The 23,034-nt window shown below is 47.8% G+C and carries 15 protein-coding genes; 3 read left to right on the top strand and 12 right to left on the bottom strand.

Annotation, left to right across the window (positions count from 1 at the left end):
- Nucleotides 1-89: 89 nt before the first annotated feature.
- The 5 genes from D7V92_RS09980 to D7V92_RS09960 all read right to left on the bottom strand — a co-directional run bounded on the left by D7V92_RS09980 (nt 90) and on the right by D7V92_RS09960 (nt 6,091).
- Nucleotides 90-1,145, bottom strand: coding sequence for a tyrosine-protein phosphatase (locus D7V92_RS09980; RefSeq protein ID WP_008773268.1), 1,056 nt, complete (start codon nt 1,143-1,145; stop codon nt 90-92).
- Between the two features lie 73 nt (nt 1,146-1,218).
- Entirely contained in the window at nt 1,219-2,148 is a 930-nt protein-coding gene (locus tag D7V92_RS09975; RefSeq protein ID WP_008773269.1) for a carbohydrate kinase, read from the bottom strand.
- 17 nt (nt 2,149-2,165) lie between these two features.
- Nucleotides 2,166-2,777: an SIS domain-containing protein gene (locus tag D7V92_RS09970; RefSeq protein ID WP_005860581.1), complete on the bottom strand. Its 612-nt coding sequence runs from the start codon at nt 2,775-2,777 to the stop codon at nt 2,166-2,168.
- Nucleotides 2,778-2,871: 94 nt separating this feature from the next.
- Nucleotides 2,872-4,518: a M20/M25/M40 family metallo-hydrolase gene (locus tag D7V92_RS09965; RefSeq protein ID WP_034531800.1), complete on the bottom strand. Its 1,647-nt coding sequence runs from the start codon at nt 4,516-4,518 to the stop codon at nt 2,872-2,874.
- 4 nt (nt 4,519-4,522) lie between these two features.
- Nucleotides 4,523-6,091, bottom strand: a complete 1,569-nt coding sequence (locus D7V92_RS09960) for an ATP-binding protein (RefSeq protein WP_121772797.1) — start codon at nt 6,089-6,091, stop codon at nt 4,523-4,525.
- 196 nt (nt 6,092-6,287) lie between these two features.
- Between D7V92_RS09960 and D7V92_RS09955 the strand changes: the two genes are divergently transcribed.
- Nucleotides 6,288-7,508 (top strand): pitrilysin family protein, encoded by a 1,221-nt coding sequence (locus D7V92_RS09955; protein ID WP_034531802.1) that lies wholly within the window; start codon nt 6,288-6,290, stop codon nt 7,506-7,508.
- 2 nt (nt 7,509-7,510) lie between these two features.
- Here the strand turns inward: D7V92_RS09955 and D7V92_RS09950 are convergent, their stop codons facing one another.
- Complete coding sequence (locus D7V92_RS09950) at nt 7,511-8,719, bottom strand: acyloxyacyl hydrolase (RefSeq protein WP_121772796.1); 1,209 nt, start codon at nt 8,717-8,719, stop codon at nt 7,511-7,513.
- A gap of 20 nt (nt 8,720-8,739) precedes the next feature.
- Nucleotides 8,740-10,140 carry a sodium:alanine symporter family protein gene (locus D7V92_RS09945; protein ID WP_005863901.1) on the bottom strand — a complete coding sequence of 467 codons (1,401 nt, stop codon included), beginning with the start codon at nt 10,138-10,140 and terminating at the stop codon, nt 8,740-8,742.
- A gap of 175 nt (nt 10,141-10,315) precedes the next feature.
- On the opposite strand from D7V92_RS09945, the gene D7V92_RS09940 reads away from it, so the two are divergent.
- Both D7V92_RS09940 and D7V92_RS09935 read left to right on the top strand, forming a co-directional pair.
- A complete protein-coding gene (locus tag D7V92_RS09940) occupies nt 10,316-12,643 on the top strand; it encodes a TonB-dependent receptor (RefSeq protein WP_121772832.1) in 2,328 nt (775 codons plus the stop codon).
- A gap of 39 nt (nt 12,644-12,682) precedes the next feature.
- Nucleotides 12,683-13,189 carry a flavin reductase family protein gene (locus tag D7V92_RS09935; RefSeq protein ID WP_008778870.1) on the top strand — a complete coding sequence of 169 codons (507 nt, stop codon included), beginning with the start codon at nt 12,683-12,685 and terminating at the stop codon, nt 13,187-13,189.
- A gap of 2 nt (nt 13,190-13,191) precedes the next feature.
- Here the strand turns inward: D7V92_RS09935 and D7V92_RS09930 are convergent, their stop codons facing one another.
- From D7V92_RS09930 to D7V92_RS09910, 5 genes are all read right to left on the bottom strand, one after another.
- Nucleotides 13,192-13,956, bottom strand: coding sequence for an AAA family ATPase (locus tag D7V92_RS09930; RefSeq protein ID WP_036613843.1), 765 nt, complete (start codon nt 13,954-13,956; stop codon nt 13,192-13,194).
- A gap of 125 nt (nt 13,957-14,081) precedes the next feature.
- A complete protein-coding gene (locus tag D7V92_RS09925) occupies nt 14,082-15,728 on the bottom strand; it encodes a hypothetical protein (RefSeq protein ID WP_121772795.1) in 1,647 nt (548 codons plus the stop codon).
- A gap of 11 nt (nt 15,729-15,739) precedes the next feature.
- Nucleotides 15,740-17,026 carry a hypothetical protein gene (locus tag D7V92_RS09920; protein ID WP_121772794.1) on the bottom strand — a complete coding sequence of 429 codons (1,287 nt, stop codon included), beginning with the start codon at nt 17,024-17,026 and terminating at the stop codon, nt 15,740-15,742.
- 10 nt (nt 17,027-17,036) lie between these two features.
- Nucleotides 17,037-19,976: a hypothetical protein gene (locus tag D7V92_RS09915; protein ID WP_008773280.1), complete on the bottom strand. Its 2,940-nt coding sequence runs from the start codon at nt 19,974-19,976 to the stop codon at nt 17,037-17,039.
- Nucleotides 19,977-19,996: 20 nt separating this feature from the next.
- Nucleotides 19,997-22,954: a hypothetical protein gene (locus D7V92_RS09910; protein WP_057328947.1), complete on the bottom strand. Its 2,958-nt coding sequence runs from the start codon at nt 22,952-22,954 to the stop codon at nt 19,997-19,999.
- Nucleotides 22,955-23,034: the final 80 nt, after the last annotated feature.

Here is a 23,034-nt window from a genome sequence, read left to right as displayed (position 1 = left end):
CCTAATTCTTCAAATGTTTTCAAAATGCGATTGTGTATATATGATAATATTCAGTGGCCGCAAAGGTACGTAAATAATTCGGATTCATATCAATAAAGTAATATATCTTTTAGCCTTTCACGTTTCTTATCAGTAAGACGTAATCCTTTGGATAAATATTTTTCGGTAGAGCCATACTCTTTCTTGATTTTGTTAAAAACCAAGTCCATGAGTCCCTCGTTGGCTGTAAGGAAGACCGTAATGCTTTCTTGGGCGTCTGTGGAGAGATGTTTCACGATATCAGCTAAATGACTCGTATCGATATATTGATTGGATGTCAAGTAGTCTTCCATGATGGCATCCCGGGGAATATCCAAGGCGGCGAGTAACATGGCGGTGAGAAACCCGGTACGATCCTTTCCGTAGGAACAACTGATGAGAATGGGGTAATTATCCTCGTTCTGGAACTGTTCCAGTACCTTGGCGAACTGATCGGTATTATCTGTCACGAATTGCAGGTACTCGTCTTCCATATATACCCCGGCGTCTCCTTTCCGCATTCGTCCCTCGATAACACGTTGGGGGGCATCGGCGATCTTGCCGACCGAGATGGGGATTTGCAGGATATTTGCTTTCGTATATTTGATAGGGGCGGTGAGGGTTTCTTGGTTCGTACGGAGGTCGATGATGGTCTTGATCCCTAGATTATCCAATCGGATGGAGTCCCATTCGCTCAAGCTGCTTAACTCGCCGGAGCGAAATACCTTGCCCCATTTCACCGTCTTCCCGTTTGTAGAGGTATAACCGCCTAGATCCCGGAAATTCTGTACACTATCCATAACCGCCGAGCGTGCCCCGATGATCCGTGCGTATTTATCATTAAAAGAAAGGCGGAAATACTTACGTGAGATATTATCGTTCGTGATGTAAGTAGCCACGCCATCCTTGATGTTGGCGTAAATGATCGGGGACTCGTTGGTGAAAAGATCCGGGTTGTCGGACACGGTCATCTTGACAATCCCCTCCATTACCGGATCGGTTTCCCATTTTATCACGTAATTTCCGATGTCATCACGTAGGCAAATCGCTCGTATGTCGGGCGCGTTAGAGGAACAACCCACTAACAGGATCACACTGGCGAATAGAGAGAGAATCTTTCCTAACATTGTCTTCTATTATAATAAGCTTTCCTTACAAAGATAGTAAAACAAGTTTTTCCCGCTTCTTCATTAATGATATTTAAGACTGACTAACATACTTCGCCGCGAACTCCTTGGATATATAATTATCATAGCTTTGGCAAACCTCGGAGGCGAGGTCCATTCCGCAGCGGATGATTTTTCCCCAAGTATCCTGATCCAGAGAGGGAAGGTCGGCATGGCGTACGTCATACTTTAGAAGTCCGTAGATAATACCCGCGTTAAAATTGTCGCCGGCGCCGATGGTACTAAGCGGCTGGATTTGCGGGGAATCGAAATGTCGTGTGAAATTACGGGTGTGGAGATTGACTCCGTTTGCCCCGTGAGTTGTTAAGAAACGATCACAATAAAACTGAATATGCTCTTTGTAAACCTTCTGTGCGTCGCTCTTGCCATAAAGGTTCTGGAAGTCCTCGTCCGAGCCCCGGACGATGTCGGCGAATTCCAGATTTTCCAGTACGGTAGGCATGAGGCGGATCGCCTCATGAGCGTGTGCCTTGCGGAAATTGGGATCGTAATAGATGATCGCTTTCCGTTCTTGGGCGTATTGCAGAAATTCTACCATACGAGTCCGCAAGACCGGGTTCAGGGAATAATAAGAGCCAAACACGAAAATATCGTCTTTCTCGATCTTAGGCAGGGGCACCTCCAGCCGTTGCGCCGGGTAATCCTTGTAGAAGATATAATTAGCGTTCTTATCGTCGTCCAGAAAAGCGAGTGATATAGGACTTTTCCCATCGGGGAAACGGTCTACGAACTCGGTCGTGATGTGGTTATCTTCCATGAAATCCCGAATCATGTCGCCAACCCGGTCGTTGCCCAGCTCGCTGATAAAGGATACGGGGACATTCAATCGACCTAATGATATCAATCCGTTGAAAACGGAACCACCGGGAACGGCCTTCTGTGGCTGGTCGTTCCTGAAAATGATATCGAGGATGGTTTCTCCTATACCAAAGACTTTTCTCATGACTATATACTGGTTTGTTATTCATTCTTGCTTAGCTCACGGCTCTTGGAGCCTAAGTAGCCCCCGTGATGGCGCTTGGCGTAATCCTTGTTGGTGAAATGGATACGCTTCATGGTTCCGACCACGAGGATATCGCCTATTACCGTCATGACGGTCGTGGAGGTAGTCGGCGTAAGGCCTAACGGGCAAACTTCCTTGGGAGCGCCGGTCAACAGGCATACGTTCGCCTCGGCGGCTAGAGGACTATCCGGGTTACTGGTGATAACGATAAATTTCATGTCTGGCACCAAACCCCTCGTGAGATCTACCAATTCCACCAGTTCACGTGTCTTTCCTGAATTGGAGATCAATAACATGATATCGTTCTTGCATACGATTCCCAGATCTCCGTGTTGTGCCTCGCTGGGATGTAAGAAAAAAGCAGGTGTACCGGTCGAGCTAAAGGTGGTAGCGATATTCAAGGCGATTTGCCCGGCTTTACCCATTCCACTCATGATCAGTTTTCCACCTAGGTCGTGTACATGTTTCACTATAAGCGATACCGCTTCCTCATATCCGGGCGTAACGGGTATGTTGCGAACCGCTTCCGCTTCCTGCTCCAATAAAGAGGTGATATTTTCGTTTACCATATTGTTGATTGATTGTTTTACGGCATTCCTGCCTGAATAACGATCGCGAAAGTATTTATATTTACTGATATTGGCATCATCTATTTCAGACAATTTATCTTTTTAAGACGTTTGCGAATTCGGACTTCGGCTTCCATTTCGGGTATCCGGTATTTTGCGCCAGTTTATAACCGAGGTCGAAGAATAATTGTACTTCTTGTAACAGACCACTGTAATCATCCGTGTCGGGATGGGTCTGGTCGGTCGGTTTGTGGTAAGTTTCCGCCCAATAGCGTGCGATATGCTCTTTGGCCCACTCCTTACCCTGTTTGCGGTTGTCGTTCCAACCTTTGGCGAACATGGCCGGGATGCCTTTTTGTACGAAAGGGAAATGGTCGGAGCGGTAGAACATCCCGTTATAAGCGTCGGGGTCGGGCATGATGTAACGGTTGTATTTCTTCGCTAGCTCGGCTAGGGTATCATCCAGCTCGGAGTTGCCGTATCCGGTGATCGTGACATCGTTGTTCTCGCCCCATAGCGGGAAGACATCCAGATTGATTACGGCGGCTATCTTATCAATCGGGAACAACGGGTGCTCCACATAGTATTTCGTACCGAGGAATCCGGTCTCCTCGCAAGTAGGGGAGAGGAAGACGATATTCCGGCGGGGTTTCTCTTTCAAGGCATTGAAACAACGTGCCATCTCGAGCATCCATGCGATGGCTACGGCGTTATCGGTAGCGCCGTTGATGATACTGTCGCCGTTGATCGGTGCTCCATAGCCTAGATGGTCCCAATGGCCTAGATAAATAACACTCTCATCCGTGTTCCCGCTACCGGGAATATAACCGATTACGTTAGGGCTTTGCTGGCGGTCGAAGGTGTTCCTCATCGAGACGGTTACCGTAGATTTCAAGGAGATGGGCTTGAAGTCCGGCGATTTAGATTGCTCGATTAGTTGGTCAATGTCGTAGCCATTATCGGCTAGCAATTGCTTGGCGGCATTGAATTGGATCCAGCCGTTTAGCGGGCAATGATAGGCATCGCTATCGCTGTCCACATACATCTTAGATTGGGCGGAAGCTCGTACGACCGACCAAGGGTAGCCCGCTCCCCGGTCTTCATGGATGATCAAGACTCCTTTTAATCCCTGTCGGGCGCCCTCCTCGAATTTATACATCCAACGGCCGTAATAGGTCATGATATCACCGTTAAAATAATCCGTGTTGTCGCTTCCGAGTCCCGGGTCATTTACGATAACGACCGCTACTTTATCCCGCGGGTTCTCGATTCCCTCGAAATCATTTTTCCCATACTCGGGGGCTACGATCCCATAGCCGGCGAATACCAGTTCCGCATTGTCTATATCGATCTCCGGCTCGATCCGTGCGGAGAAAGCGGTATAGCCCTCTAGCCAATCCAATGAGATCTTTCCTTCCGGGGTACTCAAGACCATCGGCTTCGGGCATTGCGTACGTGAGGATATGATATTAACCTGTTGGAGATAAGAATCTCCGTTGATGGGTTTCAGGCCGACTTCCTTCATTTGGCGGGCGATATAGTTCACCGCTCGTTCGGCCCCTTCCGAGAATGGTTTACGGCCTTGGCAGGAGTCATGCGAGATGGCCTCGGTGTATTGCTTTAGATGTTCCGTGGTCGCAAGGCTTTTCGCTTTCTCTATATCGTTGCCTCCTCCTCCACAGGCGGAAAGAACCAAGGAAGTGATAGTTAGTAAACAGGTTGCTATTTTCATGTTTCTCATAGAATTACAATGTTTTTTCAATCAGCCATTCACCTAAGTTGCGAGTGGTTGCGTCGAAAGCGACCCCCACTTTGACTACTTCCCGTTCGTCGGCCGTATAAGGAATCAGATAGCCTCGATCGTCGATTTGCCGGATCGCTTCTTCCGCTGTTCCTTTCAGCTTGAACTCGAATACGTAGATGTAGCGAGGAGTTTTTACGATGGCATCGGCACGTCCTTGGGCCGAACGTACCTCGGCCTCGGTGAATTGCCCTAGTAGCTTGAATACGATGTAGAAGACCACTTGGTAATGACGCTCGGTCCGGTCATTCAGCTCGTAGGGTATGTCGGCGAAGAAAGCCTTTAGGCGGGTGAGGAAAGCCTCGGTGTTTCCGCTTTCCAGCTCTTGAATGAACTTTCCGATATAAAAGGGAGTCTCGGTTTCCGGTAAATGCGCATACATGGAGGCGACAAAATTCAAAAATCCATATTTAACTTCCTCATTCGGGTATCCTAACGTATATAACCGGAAACGTTCATCGTAACTTTTAATCGTCAAATATCCACTTTGATAAATCATGGGAACCGGGTTATTGATGTTCGCCCGATCGTCGGAAAGGGATACCTCGGACACCTCGATCCCGTCCAGCTCCCGTATATCGTAATTCGTTTTCCGTAACATCTCCGCCAAGAATGTCGGGGTACCGGAAGCAAACCAATAGTCGTAAAAGACCTGTTTACTCAACACGTTCAATACGCTAAACGGGTTATAAAGGGCGATACCGCTGCGGAAATCAAAATGGTAGCCGTCGTACCGGCGTGTAATTTTCTCGATGGTACCTTCGTATGAAAGCTTATTCGCCTCGGCCAAGGCATGAAGCTCCGGCTGGAAAGTCGCCTCGATCTCGGGCAATGTCATGCCACAAAGGGCCGCGTATTGCGGGGCTAGGCTGATGTCGTTCAAATGATTCAGGTTGCTAAAAATACCGACCTGGGCGAACTTGGTGACACCGGTTATGAATACGAAGCGCAGCCAAGGATCGGCATCTTTGAGGACCGTATAGAAGGCGGTCAATAATTCCCGGAACTCGTTCTGTAGCTCTTCGTTGTGCAGGTTCCTAAGTAATGGCTTATCGTACTCGTCGATCAGTACGACCACCTTCCTTCCGGTTATCTCCGCCGCCCTTCGTATGATGGTCATGAACCGTCCGGAATAGGTGATACCCTCTCCTCCGGTATCATATATTTTTTCCCATTCCCTCAACTGGCGTTCCAGCATATTCTCCAATGCCTTGCGGCTATCGTACAACTCGGCGTTGAGGCTGAAATGAAGTACCGGATGCTCTTTCCACTCGGTCTCTAGTTTCTCTATGGCTAATCCCCGGAATAATTCTTTCTTCCCCTCGAAATAAGCCTTGAATGTCGATAGCAGCAAGCTTTTCCCGAATCGCCGGGGGCGGCTTAGGAAATAAGGGACACCTTGGTATGCCATTTGATAAATGAACTCGGTCTTGTCAACATACAAATAGTTCTCTGTACGTAGTTTGTCAAAACTCTGTATGCCTATCGGTAATTTTCGGACGATATTTCCCATAGCCTTATCTGTTTAATTTACACAAATGTAGGTATTTTTTCCAAGGAGGCAAATAGATCGAAAAAAACACGTACGTCTTTTTCCGGAAACACGTACATGTTTTTTGAAAAAGACGTACATGTTTTTCCGGAAACACGTACATGTTTTTCCGGAAAGTCTTTCGTACCTTTGCGGGCTGATACAAACAAGAAGGAAAATGGATTATATCGCTCATACATTGCCGAATGGACTTCGCATGGTACATCTCCCGGTTAATTCCCCGGTTTCTTACTGCGGTTTCGCCGTGAACGCCGGTACACGGGATGAGAACGAGGATGAGTTTGGCTTGGCGCATTTCGTTGAACACATGATCTTCAAAGGTACGGAGAAACGGAAAGCGTGGCATATCCTGAACCGTATGGAGAACGTAGGAGGGGAGTTGAATGCCTATACTACGAAGGAAGAGACCTTTGTTTATTCCATTTTTATGGAGGAGGATTTCGGCCGGGCGTTTGAGCTATTGACCGATCTGGTTTTCCATTCCCAATTCCCCAAACAGGAGATCGAGAAGGAGGTAGATGTCATCTTGGATGAGATCAATTCGTATGAGGATAGTCCTTCGGAACTTATATTCGACGAGTTTGAGAACTTGCTTTATAAGGGTCATGCTCTCGGGCATAATATCTTAGGGGATGAGGAATCTCTTCTTCGCTTTGACTCCGAGTCCGGTCGTTCTTTCATGCGTCGTTTTTACGCCCCGGAGAATATGGTGTTCTTCTCGATGGGACGAAAAGACTTCAAGAAGATCTTGAAATCAGCGGAATCCGCTTTAAGCGATATCTCTTTCCCGATGGCTGAACGGATTCGGAAAGCTCCGGACCCCATCGAGGCTTGCGTACGCCAGATCCATAAAGATACCCATCAAGCCCATGTACTGATCGGTGGCCGGGCTTTCAGTATGCACGATAAAAAGCGCATTCCTTTATTTTTGTTGAATAATATTTTGGGTGGTCCGGGCATGAATAACCGCTTGAATGTCTCCTTGCGGGAAAAGCATGGTTTGGTCTATAACGTAGAATCCAACATAACCTCTTATACCGATACCGGACTAGCCAGTATCTATTTCGGGACAGACCCGAAGAATCGTGAGAAAGCGATGCGTTTGGTGCATAAGGAATTAGCCCGTTTACGTGACGTAAAACTGTCCGCCACTCAATTAGCCGCCGCCAAGAAGCAGGTAATCGGTCAACTGGGTGTGTCGGGCGATAACCGGGAGGGCCTTTTTCTTGGCTTAGGAAAAAGCTACCTCCATTACAACCGTTACGATACCCTCCCCGAAGTATTCGCCCAGATCGAGAAAATAACCGCCGGGCAAATTCTAGAGGTGGCTAATGAGGTACTTGCGCCGGAACGGTTGTTTTGCTTGATTTATGAGTGAGGCTAATTATGGAACCTATACCCAACCCCCAACATCAAGTTATTCGGATTATGGAACTTGTGCAGTTGGTATCCGACATGCAGGAATAAATTTCGTGTAACCGATACCTTGAGGGCTAGGATCTGGTATAATCCTTTCAGATCGCCTTTGTTGTAAAATAAATTATGTCCGACTCCTATATTGATCGAGAAGAATGGCATCGTGAACTCGCCACGGGCGGAGAGGCCGATACCGATTTGCTCGTGTAGGGGCGGGCGGTAGAATCGGGGTTCTTCGCCGACTTGGATGATCTCGTCGGAATAAATATTCGCGCTTTCGTCATATTGGCCGTCTAGGGAGATACCTGCTTTTAGGAACCGGTTGAATTTGTACATCGGGTTGAGGTTGAATCCGAGGATGCCGAACTGACCTGGAAAGATATGAGCCTCGTCACCAAGCATAACTCCTTTTGCCCGGGTCGCGCCATATAGGATGACATCGTAACTGACACGTTGCCAAAAGCTGGAGAGGTATAATTGATTTGCCGGTAAGGAACGTGCGGTACCTATCTCATGATGGCTTTCCTCGATAGGATTGAGCGTGTAGACGAGTCCGATCCGGCCGCCAATCGTATTCAATCCCGCATTCGGAAGATGAGTATTTCCGTTTGAGTAGTGCGTTAAATCCGCCCCGACGAGCAGGTTGCAATAACGGGATAGTTTCGCATTGAGGAAAAATCCCAGATTGATATAGGCATTGATCTTAGAACCGATGATCTTATTACGGTAATTATTGTTATCATCATACGGATGCCAACCAAATGAGGCTCCGAAATTCCACTCATAATCGAAGGATAGCCGGGAAGAAATTTTGGCGATGCGGGAGCTTTGGAAAACATACGCCGCCCAAGGATTACCTACTTCCTGCCGATTGCCAAAGGTATTATAAGAGATGCCTATTCCTTGGTAAGTGTGCGGATAGAGCTGGCCCTCCTTAGAGTTCGGATTCTGTTGGAACCCGTATTTCAAATGGAATGAAGCCGCCTTACGTAAAGTAAGCCCGTTTCCATAGCCATCATCTTTTAGGAATTTGCTAGTCGGGGCGACATACGAGGGACGTACGTCGAATCCTATTTTGTGGATAATGGATTTATCATCATCTTGAGCTTTTACCGTACAGGTCCATATCATCATGACCGCTATGTAAAAGCTTATCATCTTGCTTTTTATCATACTTCAATACGTTTGTCTGATCACCAACACTGCGCTTTGTCTTTCAACTCGGGTATCTTGTTCTTATCGAATACAGGGCTTTTAATACCCGCTTTCTTTTGGGCTACGTAATCCTGTAATAATAGGAACGCCTGACGGCTCAACAATGAGATCGCGATCAAATTGCAGATCGTCATAAGTCCCATGGTCACGTCCGCTAGGCTCCAAGCCAAGTCTAAACTAGCCAACGCACCGAACATGACCATTCCACCGACTAATATACGATAAATAAATAAGACACTTCTCTTGGACGTGATAAAACGAATATTCGCTTCTCCGTAATAGTAATTACCGATAATACTACTGAATGCGAATAAAAGGATCGCTAAAGCGACAAACGTACTGCCGATGCTACCCACCTCGTTGCTCAAGGCTTGTTGCGTGAGCTGGACTCCATTGATGGAGCCGTCTAATGGCGCTCCGCTAAACAAGATGATGAACGCCGTGCAGGTACAGATAATCAGCGTGTCGGTAAATACGCCTAATGCTTGGATCAATCCTTGTTTGACCGGATGGGAGACATGCGCCGTAGCCGCTACATTCGGTGCCGATCCCATACCGGCCTCATTACTGAATAGACCTCGTTTAATCCCTTGCATCAACGCCGCTCCGACACTACCGCCTATCGCCTGTTCCCAACCAAAAGCGTTTGACAGAATGGTTTCTATAACAGCGGGTAGGCGGGTGATATTAAACAGTACGATTCCCAACGCCAATGCTATATATCCTAATGCCATGACCGGTACGACAATACTGCTTACTCTCGCGATGCGCTGAATACCTCCGAATATGACGATTAACGTAAGTACCGTAAGAATCGCTCCGATCCAAGCATGATCGATGCCAAAAGCGCCTTCCCAAGCTGCGCAGATCGTATTGCTTTGTACGGAATTAAAGGCAAAGCCAAAGGTTATCGAAATCAATACGGCAAATAATACCCCCATCCATCGTAACCCCAAACCATGTAGCATATAGTAAGCGGGACCGCCAATGAACGAGTCTTTCCCTTTTTCTTTATATAATTGAGCTAACGTAGATTCCACGAATGCGCTGGAAGAACCCAATAAAGCGATCAGCCACATCCAGAATACGGATCCGGGCCCGCCGATCGCTACGGCTGTCGCTACACCGGCTAGGTTTCCGGTTCCTACACGGCTGGCTAAAGATACGGCGAAGGCTTGGAAAGAGGAGATATGCTTTTCCCCTTTTTCTCCTTTCCCGGCAGAATCGCCTAATAATCGGATCATCTCGCCAATCATGCGGAATTGCACGAACCTACTTTTTATCGTAAACCATACGGCGCATCCCAATAACATGATAATAAGGATGTATGACCATAATATATCGTTGACTCCGTTGATCCAATTATTCAATAGCTCCATGATTTATAATCTGTTGTTTGGTTACAAAGATACGTATCTACAAAGCAAATTCATCGAAATATTATTTTTTTATCATTTTCTTGTAACGTTTTCCAAACGGCTGTCGTCTTATAGTTAGAAACAAATGATAAGCGGGAAAGGCCACCCTGCTATATTCGGAAAAAATACGATAAAAATGAAACGGATGATGATTTGGATCATACTGCTAGGCGGTATGGTACAGGGAGCTTTTGCTCAGAACTTGGAGATAAAGGGAATGGTGCGGGACGCTCGCAACAAAGAAATCTTGGAATTTGCAAATGTGGTATTGCAAACAATGGACTCTTCTTTTGTAGCGGGTACGACTACGGATATGAAGGGGCATTTTTTATTAAATAAGATTAAAAAAGGGAGTTATATTCTATCTGTCTCTAGTCTAGGCTTTAAGACGGAGTATATTTCCTTGGAAGGCTTGTCCAAGAATATTTCTTTGGGAGAAATATCCTTAAATGATGATGCGGTATCCTTAGACGGGGTGACGGTTAGCGCCTCTGCCCAGACGAGCCATGCCGATAAAAAAGTGGTCTTCCCATCGGAGCGCCAGATGAAGGCTTCGGGAAACGGTATGGATTTGTTGCTGCAGATGATGCTACCGAGAGTGCAGGTGGATTTGTTGAACAGTGAGATCAAGGCCACGGGAAATGGGGTAGTCCAAGTGCGTATCAATGGCGTGAAGGTGGAACAGGATGAGATCAAGGCCTTGAATCCCTCGGATATCATCCGTATAGAATATCATGATAACCCGGGCTTACGTTATGGCAATGCCGATATCGTGCTGGATTATATTGTTCGCCGGCCGGATACGGGAGGTAGTTTTGGTCTGGACATGGCGCAAGGTATCAATTCCATGTGGGGTGAACATAATGCTTGGGGAAAGATCAATCATAAGAACTCGGAATGGGGCGCTTCTTATCGGATCGGTCCTCGTGATTTCTATGGAATGAAACGGAATAACGAGGAAGAGTTCCATTTAGCGAATGGAACGACCTTGAACCGTGTGGAAATAGGCGAACCTTCGCGCGCTCGTTTGTTCATGCATAACCTGAATGTGAACTATAGCTATCAAAAGCCGGATAAGTATATGTTTAACGCCACGTTCCGCTACCGGAATAATCATCAACCGCATTGGGATTATCAAGGAGTCTTGATGAATAAGGCGAATCCGGAGGATAAAGTGGATATGATCGATCTATCGGGATCAGCCTATCAAGCTCCTGCGCTGGATTTGTATTACCAACGGGATTTGAAGCATAACCAGACCTTGGTGTTTAACGTGGTAGGGACTTATAACCAAACGAAATCGACCCGTATCTATCAGGAGAGTAAACATGAACAATTGTTGACTGATGTAAATAATGTGGTGGATGGTGATAAATACTCGATTATCGGCGAGGCCATCTATGAGAAGAAATTAACGAATGGTAATCGGTTGAGCGGCGGTTTACGCCATAACCAATCTTTCTCGGATAACAGTTATATCAATGGGCATAACTATAAGACACATATGGAACAGATGGAGAGTTCCGTATATGCGGAATTCAAGGGAAAGGTGAAAAAACTGGATTACTCGTTGGGTGTGACCGTGAATCGATCGTCTTATAGCCAACGGGGTGAGGATGCGGATTATGAACGTTATACGGTGAGTCCCCGGTTGACCTTGTTTTATGCTTTGCCCGGGGAGTCTTCCATCCGTTTGAAATCAACGATGGGGAATGTGACTCCTTCTTTGGGTGAGTTGAGTGCGATTGACCAAGTGATCGATTCCTTGCAAATACAGCGGGGTAATCCTAACTTGAAGTCTTATATGAGTTATTATACGGAATTGAATTACGAGTTTCGCAAAGGTCTGTTTTACGTGAATGCCTTGGGCGCTTATGAGTATCAGCCGGACGCTATCATGGACGAGAAATATCTGGAAGGAAATAAGATCATCCAGACTTGGGATAATCAGAAAAACTGGCAACGGGTTGTCGCTTCCGTCAACTTGCGGGTCGGTCCGATCAAGGACATCTTGCAATTTTCTGTCAATGGTGGTATGAACCATTATATGAGTAACGGTAATACCTACACGCATCGATATACGAACTGGTGGTGCGAGGCGAATGTTTCCGCTACATGGAAGAAATGGTCGCTTTGGTATATGGTAATGACAAATTGGAACTGGTTTAAGGGCGAGACGATGAGTGGGGGTGAGAATATCCAAGGAATTCAACTCGGTTATCGGCATAAGGACTTGATGGTTGGCCTGCGTGTCATCAATCCGTTTACGGATAATTATAAGCAGGAGACGGAGAACTGGAACCAATACGCCTCTTTCCGCCGTTCAAATTATATCAAGGAAAGTTCTCGCTTATTCATCGCGACGATCTCCTATAATTTCTCCTTCGGCCGTAAGTTCAGCGCCGGCCAGAAGAAGGTGAATAACGCTGATAATGACTCCGGTGTGATGAGTACCGGTAAGTAAGGGAATATTTTATATCTTTGAGGAAAAATAAAATGAGATATGAAAGCGATTAATCCGAATGAGATCAAAGACAACTTTATCGAGTTGATTGGTAAGGAGTGGATGCTGGTAAGCGCCGGTGATAAGGAGAAGTTTAATATGATGACTGCCAGTTGGGGCGGCGTGGGAGTGTTATGGAACCGTCCGGTGGTGTTTGCTTTTATTCGTCCGGAGCGTTATACCCGTGAGTTTATCGACGCTAAAAATGAGTTCACGATTACTTTCCTAGGACCGGAGCACCGGAAAGCCCATAGCATTTGTGGCTCTAAATCCGGCCGGGAGATTGATAAAGTGGCCGCTACGGGGTTGACACCGTTCTTTACGGAGGCTGGTAATCCTGTATTCGAGGAAGCTCGCCTTACGTTGGAATGCAAAGTGGTCTATAAGTCCGAGATCGAGGAGGCTAAGTTTTTAGATCCTAGCGTTTTCCCTCGTTGGTATGATGAGAAGAACGGCAATGCGCATATCGTTTACATTGCCGAGATCGTAAATGCTTGGGAGAAGTAATCTCACCCAAGCAGTTCTTTCATCATTTGCTCCGTATGCGTGAGGAAATATTTAGTGAGCTGGTAATGCTCTGTTTCCTCATACGGGGTGATGTGCGCTCCGGTATCATCGATGGCATAAATGTCCGCATTCGGATAAGCCATCAAGATCGGGGAGTGCGTGGAGATAATCAGTTGGCAACCGTTATTCACCAGTTCATGGATACGTACCAAAAGGGCCAGCTGCCGTTGTGGAGAGAGTGCGGCTTCCGGCTCGTCTAATATAAATAATGTATTGCAGCTGGCATAATTCAGGAAAGCGCTGAGAAAGCTCTCGCCGTGCGATTGCTCCAATAAACTCCTGCCACCGTAAGCTTTATAGGCGTAGATCTTGCTGTACTTACGTAATTCCAGTTGGGCTTGCCTATCCAATTCGGCCGCATGGTTAAAAAAGGATTCTGCCCGGAAGAAGAAATGCTTTTCCGGTTTTCGGGTCTCGATCAGCTTAATATGCTCGGGTAAGACATTGGCGTAAATCTTGTAGGCCTCGGTTCCGTCATAGAGCATACCCGGTTCTTCCTCATCCCTCTCCTCATATTTACTCATCATCGCTTCCAGCAGGGTGGATTTTCCCGCCCCGTTTTCCCCGACAAGGAAAGTAACCGGCTTGCGGAAAATGAACGATTCCGTGAAACGTACAGCCGGAGCTTTATAGGGATACTTTAGCTCCTCGGGATTGCCGGCTACCAAGTCCGGGTCCAGTAATTTTACTTGCTTCAGATAGATCATACAGAATGTGTTTTGTCGCAAACATAGCGAAAATAATCGGAGATATTGAAGTGAACCCTAAAAGTTAGACAAAAAACTTTTAGGGTTCACTTCATTTTTTAGACAGCCTCTTAATTTTTATCTCGTCAGAGCTTTACTCGGAAGGGACCGCCTACGGAGTTGAACAATAGATCCCCGTTTTCCATGTATTGGATAATGGCGTATGCCCCGTTACCCCGGCTGGTTTGCCCGAAGATTACCCGGTGGCTCGTAGCGCCTGTTCCCCAGTCCAGTCCAGTCACCTCCCAGCCGTCTGCCTCCGTGTAGCCGTTGACGAATACCATATTAGAGGCGGTACTTATAGCCGGTATCATGCTGATTGAACTTACATCCGAACGGGTCCATACCGAATACCACTGGTTTTTCTCTGTATCCCATTGTAAACGCTCTACGCCGAAAGGCGGCGTGACAAGCGGCCCGATGGATAATACGGCCACGATCTTGTCTGGTACGGTGTTAGGTATCACGTTATTTACGACAAAAGCGCCATAACCGGATACTGCCACGGATTGCTCGGATTGTATCCATTCCGTAGAGGCAGATAGCCCACAGGAAATTTCTTTCTGGTCGGCGATGCGGGGATTTTCCGCATCAACGGGAACGGCATCTTCCGGGATATCATCCCGCCAGAAAGCGACTAGCTTCATTCGTTTGGCACCGTCCGTGATAACGACTAGCTTGTCCTCGTCGTCACCGAATCCCATCAATGTCGGTGTAGAACCTGTTCCATAACCCATCTTGATGGCGGGCGCCTCGGGGCCTCCGTCATAAGAAGCGGTCCATGCGCCGTCGGCCTCATCTTCCGATAACTTACCGTTTTTCCATACGAATTTGTGCATGATACCTTTGCCTCCGGGCGTACGGCTGTTGCTGGCTATATAGATACCGTTATGCTCGTCGACAGCGGCGGAGTTAGTGATCACTTGATCGTCCGGTATAAGTTTGACGACTGGGGGCATACTCATTGTGCGATCGATGATGGCGATACCGTTGCCCGATGCGACTACCAAGTATCCATCGTATGTCATTACCATTCCCACCAATGTTTGTGGATTATCCATGTATGGTGCCATATCGACCTGTTTGTCTAAGACGATACCTGCTTTGGGGTTACCTGCTTCTTTCAACTTATAGCGACAGATGACCGTCCGGGCGTTTGTATAGGCATAGTTCTCATTGTCACAAATCACGTAGTTGCCGTTAGACATAGACATTTGTGGATATTTACCCAGAATCTCCACGGCATCGGCGTATAATTGGTCGGTCGAGGTATATTGGGTATCGACCAATTTCCGTAAGTTTTCTTCCGTATTCATTTGGATACCATTAGGCAAGCCTATTTCCGCCACACGCTCGAAAGCCCCATCGGCTATATGAATATAAGATACCCGGTCGCTACACATTCCCCACATATAGTCCGGGTCGGTCGATGAGAGCGTCATTAAATTGACCGGACCACTCCAAGTGGAGGCGCAATCATCCGGATTCATTTGGAATGTGCCGCCTTTTACTGCATAGGGAAAGGCATCGGTTTGCGCCGAGTTGAAATGGGTCAGGCTGTAATGCTCTGACGCTAGATAGGGGTTGGGAGTCGGAACGGTCGCTTCTGATAATGGCGGCTCGTTATCGTCTTTACTGGGATCGTTCTCATCGTCCGAACAGGAAAATAGAGCGCAAGTTGCGAACACGAGAAATGTCATTCTCCATGCTTTTTCTTTTAATTGGTATTTCATTCTTCTTTAAATTAATAAGTTTCTTCCTCAAAATCATCACGCAGGAAATCGTTTGCGGCATACTTGAATCCGTAGGGCCCGTAATCTCCTAAGGCTTTATGGGACAATTGCTTGTCCGGGTCTGTTACTTTATCGATCGGTTCTCCTTCATCATCTTTGTATTCGGTGGGAGTCATTCTGGAGATGGAATATTCCCAATCCTTGTCCGGCAGGATGTTGCGGTACATAATCGCGATAACATCTCCGATCGGTTTCCCGTCGACATCCTGTTTCTCGCTATCCCATACAAAAAGGTTCCAATGAGCGCCCAATTGCTTTTGGGCCTCTACTTTCGCTTGTATCTCGGCGAGTCTTGAATTTTGTTTCAGGCAGATAATGAAGGTCGCCTTTTCTCCTTCTTTCGCATTCGCCTCTTTATCATAGATGGAGTAGTAGGAACGGGTATTGGATGTTGCGCCGAGGCAGATAGACCAATAACGGGCTTTCGCCCCCTCATATTCTTCCACCGTTCGGGGAAGTGGTACCGGGATGAAACTGAATATCAACACCGAGTCGGCATGTATATGGGTGCGGGCGTACAGATAAGCGGTAGAGTTGTTCGGATAATATCTTCCTTTCGGGGCCAAGAAGAAAGGAACATCCCGATTCTCGTCCGATTTTTGGGAGAAGCTTTGACCTGTCACCTTCTCGATGTTAGACTCCGTACGTTCCGGGGCTTGGATCTCTTTCAGCGAATGGATGTCTATGCCTTTTATAGCAGGCAGTGCTACACCTCCATATTCATCCTTATCGCCGTTCGCATTCGTCCCTAAGTAATGCCGGATGCAGATCGCAAGCCGTTTGATGTCTGCGTTCACCCGGCAGATATTCTCTGAGGGAAGTTTCGCTATCAGTGTCTCATCCATGGAGGCCGGTACGACATAGATGGTGAAACGGTTGTCTTTTTCCGACGTGCTAACGAAAGGATTCTCACTCCCTTCGTCCGGAATGATCTCATGATCGTTGATACCGCCGATGGCAGAGCCGGTCTCGTCGTCGTAGAGCGAAAAGCTGAAGTAACGGGCGTGAGGGAACTGCCCTTCGATGCGTAAGGCAACATCGGGATATTCGTTCATATTATACGTATATTCCCAATAGTTGCTGAACAAGTCGGGATAGGCTCCCAGTATCTCGCCATCTCCCCGCAACGTAGCGCTCCATTGTTCTTTGGGGTCGATAATCGTTTCATCTGGTTGGTCATTGTCGGAACAGCCTATGAACGACATGAATAGTAATGTTGTAAATAATATGGATCTCATCTTTGTTTATTTATTGGTAAATTGATTGAAACGGGCAATCCCTGAGATAAGGAAAGCCGTTGTTCTTCGAGTTGTCACTATCGATAATCCAGACACCCTTGCCGCTGAAATCGAAATTATTGAACGTTGAGGTGTTTTTCTTCTCGCTATCACTAAACGATTCGGCGCACCAGCCGCTTCCCGTACCGTCCAGATAATAAAGGTCGTGGTGGTGCCAGATCACGCTCGACTTCCGGGTGCCTACTACGCCGTTGCCATTGGGGGATACCTTTCCGATATTTATACAGCGAACTACCTCCGAGTAGGAATCCACACAACCGACGATGCCTCCATTATCGGATTTCTGGTCGGAAGTGATAGACCCCGAATTATAACAGTCGTGTGTCATCCAATGGTTTTCATCGTAATCGTTTCCTTCCTCTTGGTAACCTAGGATTCCACCGACGTGCGAATCTACGTTATCAGAAGAGATATTGCCCCGGTTACAGCAATAAGCCAGCTCCATGTTGTTTCCGATCGTGATGCCTTTCGGATCTTTTCCCATTCTTCCGGCGATACCACCCACTTGTGATGCGCCATTTGATCCTCCGGCGATCTCTCCGTGGTTGGCAGAGTTCATGATGATCATCTTCTTGCTGTCTCCTTGTCCGAGGATGCCTCCCAAGTTACCGTTGCCGGAATTGCTTACTTTCCCGTAGTTGGCACAATAAGAGATCTTGTGCTCCACGTCATTCATGTCGTCATACAAACGTCCGACACATCCTCCTACGTTCTGGCTTCCGCTTACCTCTCCTGCGTTTACGGCGTATTGGATGTTGAGGTTATGGGTGGTGGAGGTCTCTAATCCGATATAACCAAAGATACCCCCCGTTTGCTCCATGCCTGCGATATTACTGTAATTAATCATGTGCGTGTAAGTACCTTCGGTGAAGTCCACTTTACCCGCGATACCTCCGGTGCATGTATTAGTGCTATTCTCGACAATGTTGGCATTGTTTACGCAGTGGGTGATACTTGCCGTGCCTCTTATATGCCCGACGATTCCACCCACTCTGTCACTACCAAAAACAGAACCTGTGAAACAAAGATGATCCAGATGAGAATGTAAGGCATACCCGACGAGTCCTCCCATAGACGTACCTTTTCCATCTGCTCCCGGAGAAGAGACCTTTCCCGAATAGTTGCTTTTAAAGCTGTCTGGAGAGGGGATGGAGGAGAAGTTCAAGTCACCTATATCCCCTTTGATCGTACTGCTATTGGCATATCCGACCAGTCCGCCGGTAGCGTCGTTGCCATACACCTGCATATCGTTATCGAGGCTGAAGTTTTTCGTTTCCAATGTCCCATGCTCCAATTCTCCGATGATACCTCCGGCGAAATTCGATGTGGCGGTCACGTTTATGTTGATAAGGCAAAGGCCGCTTGTTTTGATATCGCCATACACATAGCCGAACATACCGCCTGCGTACTTATTTGCCTCTACGTTGAGGTATCCGTTATTTACTTGCACGATCTGGTTGGTTTCTGCCAAGTTCAAGTGATTGTCGCATTTTAAATAGCCGAAAAACCCGGCGGCTTTCTCATTACTTTTCACCAAGGAGGCGAATGTGCAGTTGCTTACACTTAGTGGGGCGGTCAAGGTCGCGGTACCAACGAGTCCGCCGGCATCTTTTTGTTCCGAGCGGACAGGAGCCCATATGTTGATATTATTCAAGCTACTGGCCTCGTTGAGTGCCATCTCACCGGCAAGTCCGCCGGCCCGGTCTGCTCCAGCATAAATAACCTTTAGTCCGGAATCCTCTTTCTCTATGGAATGCTGGAGAGTGATATCCTTAAAGGCACACCCTCCCTTCATGATACCTCCGGTTATGCCTCCGGCTCCCCGGTTGCCTGCGTGAACCGTGAAAAGGAAAGGCATGGAATTTTCTTGTAAGTTCGAGAAATCAGTTACCGTAAGCATTCCGTTCTCCATGTACCCGACAAGTCCACCGACATAACTGTTCGCATGGACAGAGGCGAAAAGACGACAATGTTCAGCGGTCAGGTTTCCTGTGGCATGTCCGATAAAGGCACCGATATGTTCGTTGCTGTCGGTGATGCTACCGCTAACGGTTACATTCGTAAGCGTCACGTTTCCTTGCGAAGAGCCTGCCAACATTCCTCCATTCTTTTTAATTCCCTGCATATTGGCTCTGATAGTCAGGTTCTTTATCTGAGCACCGTCATATAATGTTTTAAAAAGACCGACAGTGGTATCACTCTCTGCCTGTGCACCGAGATAGGCGATCGTGATGGACTTGCCGTCACCATCGTATATACCGGCAAAGGACTCGCCAAAAGTATAACGTCCGTCGTACACGTCGCTACGATGCGGGGCTTCGAAATCTGCGGTTTGTTTAAAATAGAGCCCGGCTGCGTGTGCGATGGTATCATAACGGTTAAGGCCATATTCAAGCATGCCGAAATCCTCCTGTGAGCCGATCAAGTAAGGTTTCTCTGCCGTTCCTTCCCCCTCTAAGTCATACTGTACCGTTGAGGCCATGATCGTATGGAGCATCTCGTCCCGGAAAGTGACCTTCAGCTTGGTGCCTAACTTGGTCCCGTCCATAAGGAATGCGGTCAGGTCGTAGTCGCTATCCGGTATCTCGTCTGTCTTCGGGATATAGATGCTGTAAGAAGGATTGCTTTCGCTATGTAGCACGGCAGCGTCGTATGCCCGTATGGAATCGTCGGTATGCGATTTGAGGTGGATCTTGATTTGCTGGATCGTATCGGCGATTTCCCAGATCCCTTTCTCTAGGGTGAAAGAGCTTAACTTGAAGTCTCCCATTTCCTCTAGGCGGGAGCCCTGCTCATTCGACCGGTAGAGTTCGTCATCGCTACAACTTGTCCAAAGGAAAGTTGTCAAGGCCATGAGAAGACCTATGATATGGATTCTTGTTGTATTCATTTTATGATATGTATTAATGATTATTCCTTGATCTCCTCTTCCATTTCCGAATGGAAAGGAACGGGGAAGTTTCCTTTGCTCTCAGTTACATGCCAGATCGAGTTCGTCTTGTTAATATCCCAGTTTTTGTACTTCTTGGGGTCGCAGAGTTCGTCGATAGACAGGTTTGTCAGATAAGAGTTATTTTCGTATATTACCGGTTGGCCATAATAATAAAGGTTCGAAAGCGATGTGAAGTCTCCGTAACTATTAATCAGCGGATCCTTCCATTTATCACCCACATTTAAACAGTTGTGTGCCTCAAATCGGCTATCGCCCCGGCCTACGATACCTCCGGCCTTGGTTGAGTTGCCCTCGTAACGTCCCCCGTTGAGGCAGTCCTTAACGATACCGTATTGTTGCATGTGCCCCACGATGCCACCGATACGGCTAGCGTTGTCCGCTTTGACACGTCCCATATTGACACACTGCGAGATGATGACAGCGTTGTTTTGATAGTCGGTGGCTCCTTCGACAATTGCGTTGACTCCACCCACTAAGGTCGCGACCGTGCCGATCGTGGCGAATACGGCAGCTGTCGTGGTACCGCCGGTAGCTATGCCGGAAACGACACCCGCCGTCGCCGCTGCGCAGATGCAAACTCCTGCGATTACTTTTTGCACGATCTCTTTGATATGTTTGCTCTGCTCAATATGCTCGTAGCGTTCCTCACGTTTATGATTTATGTTGTAGTTGATCGTATTGTTATTATCATCGGAGGTTTCGTAGAAGGTCAATAACGTGTTCGTGTTATTGATAAAATCGGTGGCCGTTCCTTGATTCAGGCTAGAGGGTAATATGCCAGCCGACAGCGCATAGCCGTTCCGGATGTTGGCCATCTTGTCGTTAATGGCACCATCTATCTCTGATACTTTCGCTTTGAGAGAAGCCTCCATCAGCTCGGCTTCCTCCTCGCTCAGCATTTCAGAGACTCCGATCCGGAACATGGTTTTATCAGCGACTAGCAGGAGCCAATCCGCCACTGTTTCTCCAACATGTAAGACATGTACTATTCCTTTAAAAATTTTTTCTCCGGTAGTGGCCGCGGTTTCCAGAGCCGAACCGGCTACCGCTATGACAGGCCCTAATATTCCCAACATACATTCCACGCTTCCTATGACGCAGCTCGCGATAGCCTCGCTTGACCATTCTCTCGGATCGCCGATCTCTCCGACCAACCCGCCGGTCGGACCGGTTCCGCTGTTCAATATATAGCCCATATTTCCGCAATAATTGATCATCGTATAGTTTCCGGCCAATCCGATGATACCACCGGCATAATTGGCATTAACATCCAGATCCCCGAAGTTCTGACTGGCGAAGAAGGCACCCCAAGTAACCTTGCCAACCACGCCACCGGCGCTTTCGCTGTTATTTCCGGATACCTTTCCGGTATTCAATGCGTTATGCACCACCGCTATGGATGTATTTCCGGCGATACCGCCCACGAACGAGCCGCTAGCCGAGGCCGATACCGCTCCCGTGTTATAAACGGCGTAGCATCCTAATTGTGCCTCACCGCAAATACCGCCGACCGAAGATTTACCGGATACCGCCCCGGTATTTCCGCATGATTTTACCAACGTGTTATTGAAAAGCAACTCATCTGAACCCAACCGGGTACTGCCGATAATGCCGCCCACGCCGATGTAACCATCGATATTTCCCTCATTCGTGCTCGCATATATGTAAGAGACACCCGTACCTCCGGCGATACCTCCGGTGGCATACCCGCCGTTGCTCGCATCCGAGGGATTATAGGCCTTGGAGCCTGTGATGTCACCCGTATTTACGCACCCTAGGATAGACAGGGAATCGACAGAACCCACCAAGCCCCCGGCTCCCGTATAGTCCGAGCTCACGGATGCGTGATTCTCGCATTGTTGCAGGTAGGATTGGGAATACAACGAACCGACTCCCAACAAACCGCCGACACCATACGACCCGGAAACGGGGGTGCTCGTGTTAACGCAACTGTCCATTGCGATCATTCCGTACAGGTCTACCACGCCGACCAGTCCTCCGGCCCCTACGCTTCCTTTGCTCGCCTTGATATAACCGCCGGAAGTCGTGCAACCAATGAGCGAGGTCTTATCACGCATATCGCCCGCCGATACCGCCCCTCCGACCAATGCGCCGACTGCGAAATTCCCTTCCATCTTGGGATTCTCCATCCATACATGTTTAAAGATGGCTTTCTCCGTGTAACCGAAGAGGGCGATACCGGTGGAGTTCTGGCGGGTGGCCCACAGGTTTTTGATCTTATAGCCGTTGCCATCGTAAATACCCCGGAACGGATTGTTAGGGACATTACCGATCGATAGCCAGCCGAACTGGTGGTCGCTATCATAGGAAGCCTTATCCATGTTGATATCCGCTATTTGCAGGAAATAGGTACTTGCCGTCAGAAATTCATTCTGGGTTTGATCGTTCGTCATGCTGCGGAGGCGTTTCAAGTGATCGTAACTACTGATGATAAAGGGATCCTCCGCGGTTCCGCTTCCAGACAGGTTCGCCATCTTGTTGTACGGATCGAGAACCCTTACCGTACCTTTCGATATCTCTATCCGGCATCCCAGCCCGTATTCATTCCAAGTGGTATCGGCCTCGGCCTCTGTTACGACAGGAGTAGTCAGGTACAGCAACCGATAGATGCCTTCTTTCAATCCGGTGTCGAGGGTCAGGATCGATTGACCATCCAGACGTATGTGCCCTCCCCTGCGGGTAATGACCGTGCCGTCTTCCGTACGCATCGTACAGATAAACTCGGGGTAATGGAAATTCTCCGTCTCGTCTTGCAGGGTGATTACATATTGAGAGCCCTCGAACGTGTCCCCGTTTCCCGGAGGCGTGACTCCCGAATCGTTATCGTCTTGGCAGGCGAGCAATAATAAGCCACATAGGCAAAAGAGATAAAACGGCCAGCTTGTTTTTTTCATATACAGAGTAATTTGTTTTGGGGACAAAGGTATTTGGGCGTAGGGTTCGGGGCAAGAAAAGAATAGCGACAATTCCGGTA

Source organism: Parabacteroides sp. CH2-D42-20, from assembly GCF_003670185.1.
In the GTDB taxonomy this organism is placed as follows: domain Bacteria; phylum Bacteroidota; class Bacteroidia; order Bacteroidales; family Tannerellaceae; genus Parabacteroides; species Parabacteroides distasonis.
This window is presented reverse-complemented; position numbering and strand designations above follow the sequence as displayed.

Bases quoted from the DNA above. Each gene is read 5' to 3' on its own strand.
- D7V92_RS09980 (WP_008773268.1), bottom strand. From the start codon at position 1,145: ATGTTAGGAAAGATTCTCTCTCTATTCGCCAGTGTGATCCTGTTAGTG.
- D7V92_RS09975 (WP_008773269.1), bottom strand. From the start codon at position 2,148: ATGAGAAAAGTCTTTGGTATAGGAGAAACCATCCTCGATATCATTTTC.
- D7V92_RS09970 (WP_005860581.1), bottom strand. From the start codon at position 2,777: ATGGTAAACGAAAATATCACCTCTTTATTGGAGCAGGAAGCGGAAGCG.
- D7V92_RS09965 (WP_034531800.1), bottom strand. From the start codon at position 4,518: ATGAGAAACATGAAAATAGCAACCTGTTTACTAACTATCACTTCCTTG.
- D7V92_RS09960 (WP_121772797.1), bottom strand. From the start codon at position 6,091: ATGGGAAATATCGTCCGAAAATTACCGATAGGCATACAGAGTTTTGAC.
- D7V92_RS09955 (WP_034531802.1), top strand. From the start codon at position 6,288: ATGGATTATATCGCTCATACATTGCCGAATGGACTTCGCATGGTACAT.
- D7V92_RS09950 (WP_121772796.1), bottom strand. From the start codon at position 8,719: ATGATAAAAAGCAAGATGATAAGCTTTTACATAGCGGTCATGATGATA.
- D7V92_RS09945 (WP_005863901.1), bottom strand. From the start codon at position 10,140: ATGGAGCTATTGAATAATTGGATCAACGGAGTCAACGATATATTATGG.
- D7V92_RS09940 (WP_121772832.1), top strand. From the start codon at position 10,316: ATGAAACGGATGATGATTTGGATCATACTGCTAGGCGGTATGGTACAG.
- D7V92_RS09935 (WP_008778870.1), top strand. From the start codon at position 12,683: ATGAAAGCGATTAATCCGAATGAGATCAAAGACAACTTTATCGAGTTG.
- D7V92_RS09930 (WP_036613843.1), bottom strand. From the start codon at position 13,956: ATGATCTATCTGAAGCAAGTAAAATTACTGGACCCGGACTTGGTAGCC.
- D7V92_RS09925 (WP_121772795.1), bottom strand. From the start codon at position 15,728: ATGAAATACCAATTAAAAGAAAAAGCATGGAGAATGACATTTCTCGTG.
- D7V92_RS09920 (WP_121772794.1), bottom strand. From the start codon at position 17,026: ATGAGATCCATATTATTTACAACATTACTATTCATGTCGTTCATAGGC.
- D7V92_RS09915 (WP_008773280.1), bottom strand. From the start codon at position 19,976: ATGAATACAACAAGAATCCATATCATAGGTCTTCTCATGGCCTTGACA.
- D7V92_RS09910 (WP_057328947.1), bottom strand. From the start codon at position 22,954: ATGAAAAAAACAAGCTGGCCGTTTTATCTCTTTTGCCTATGTGGCTTA.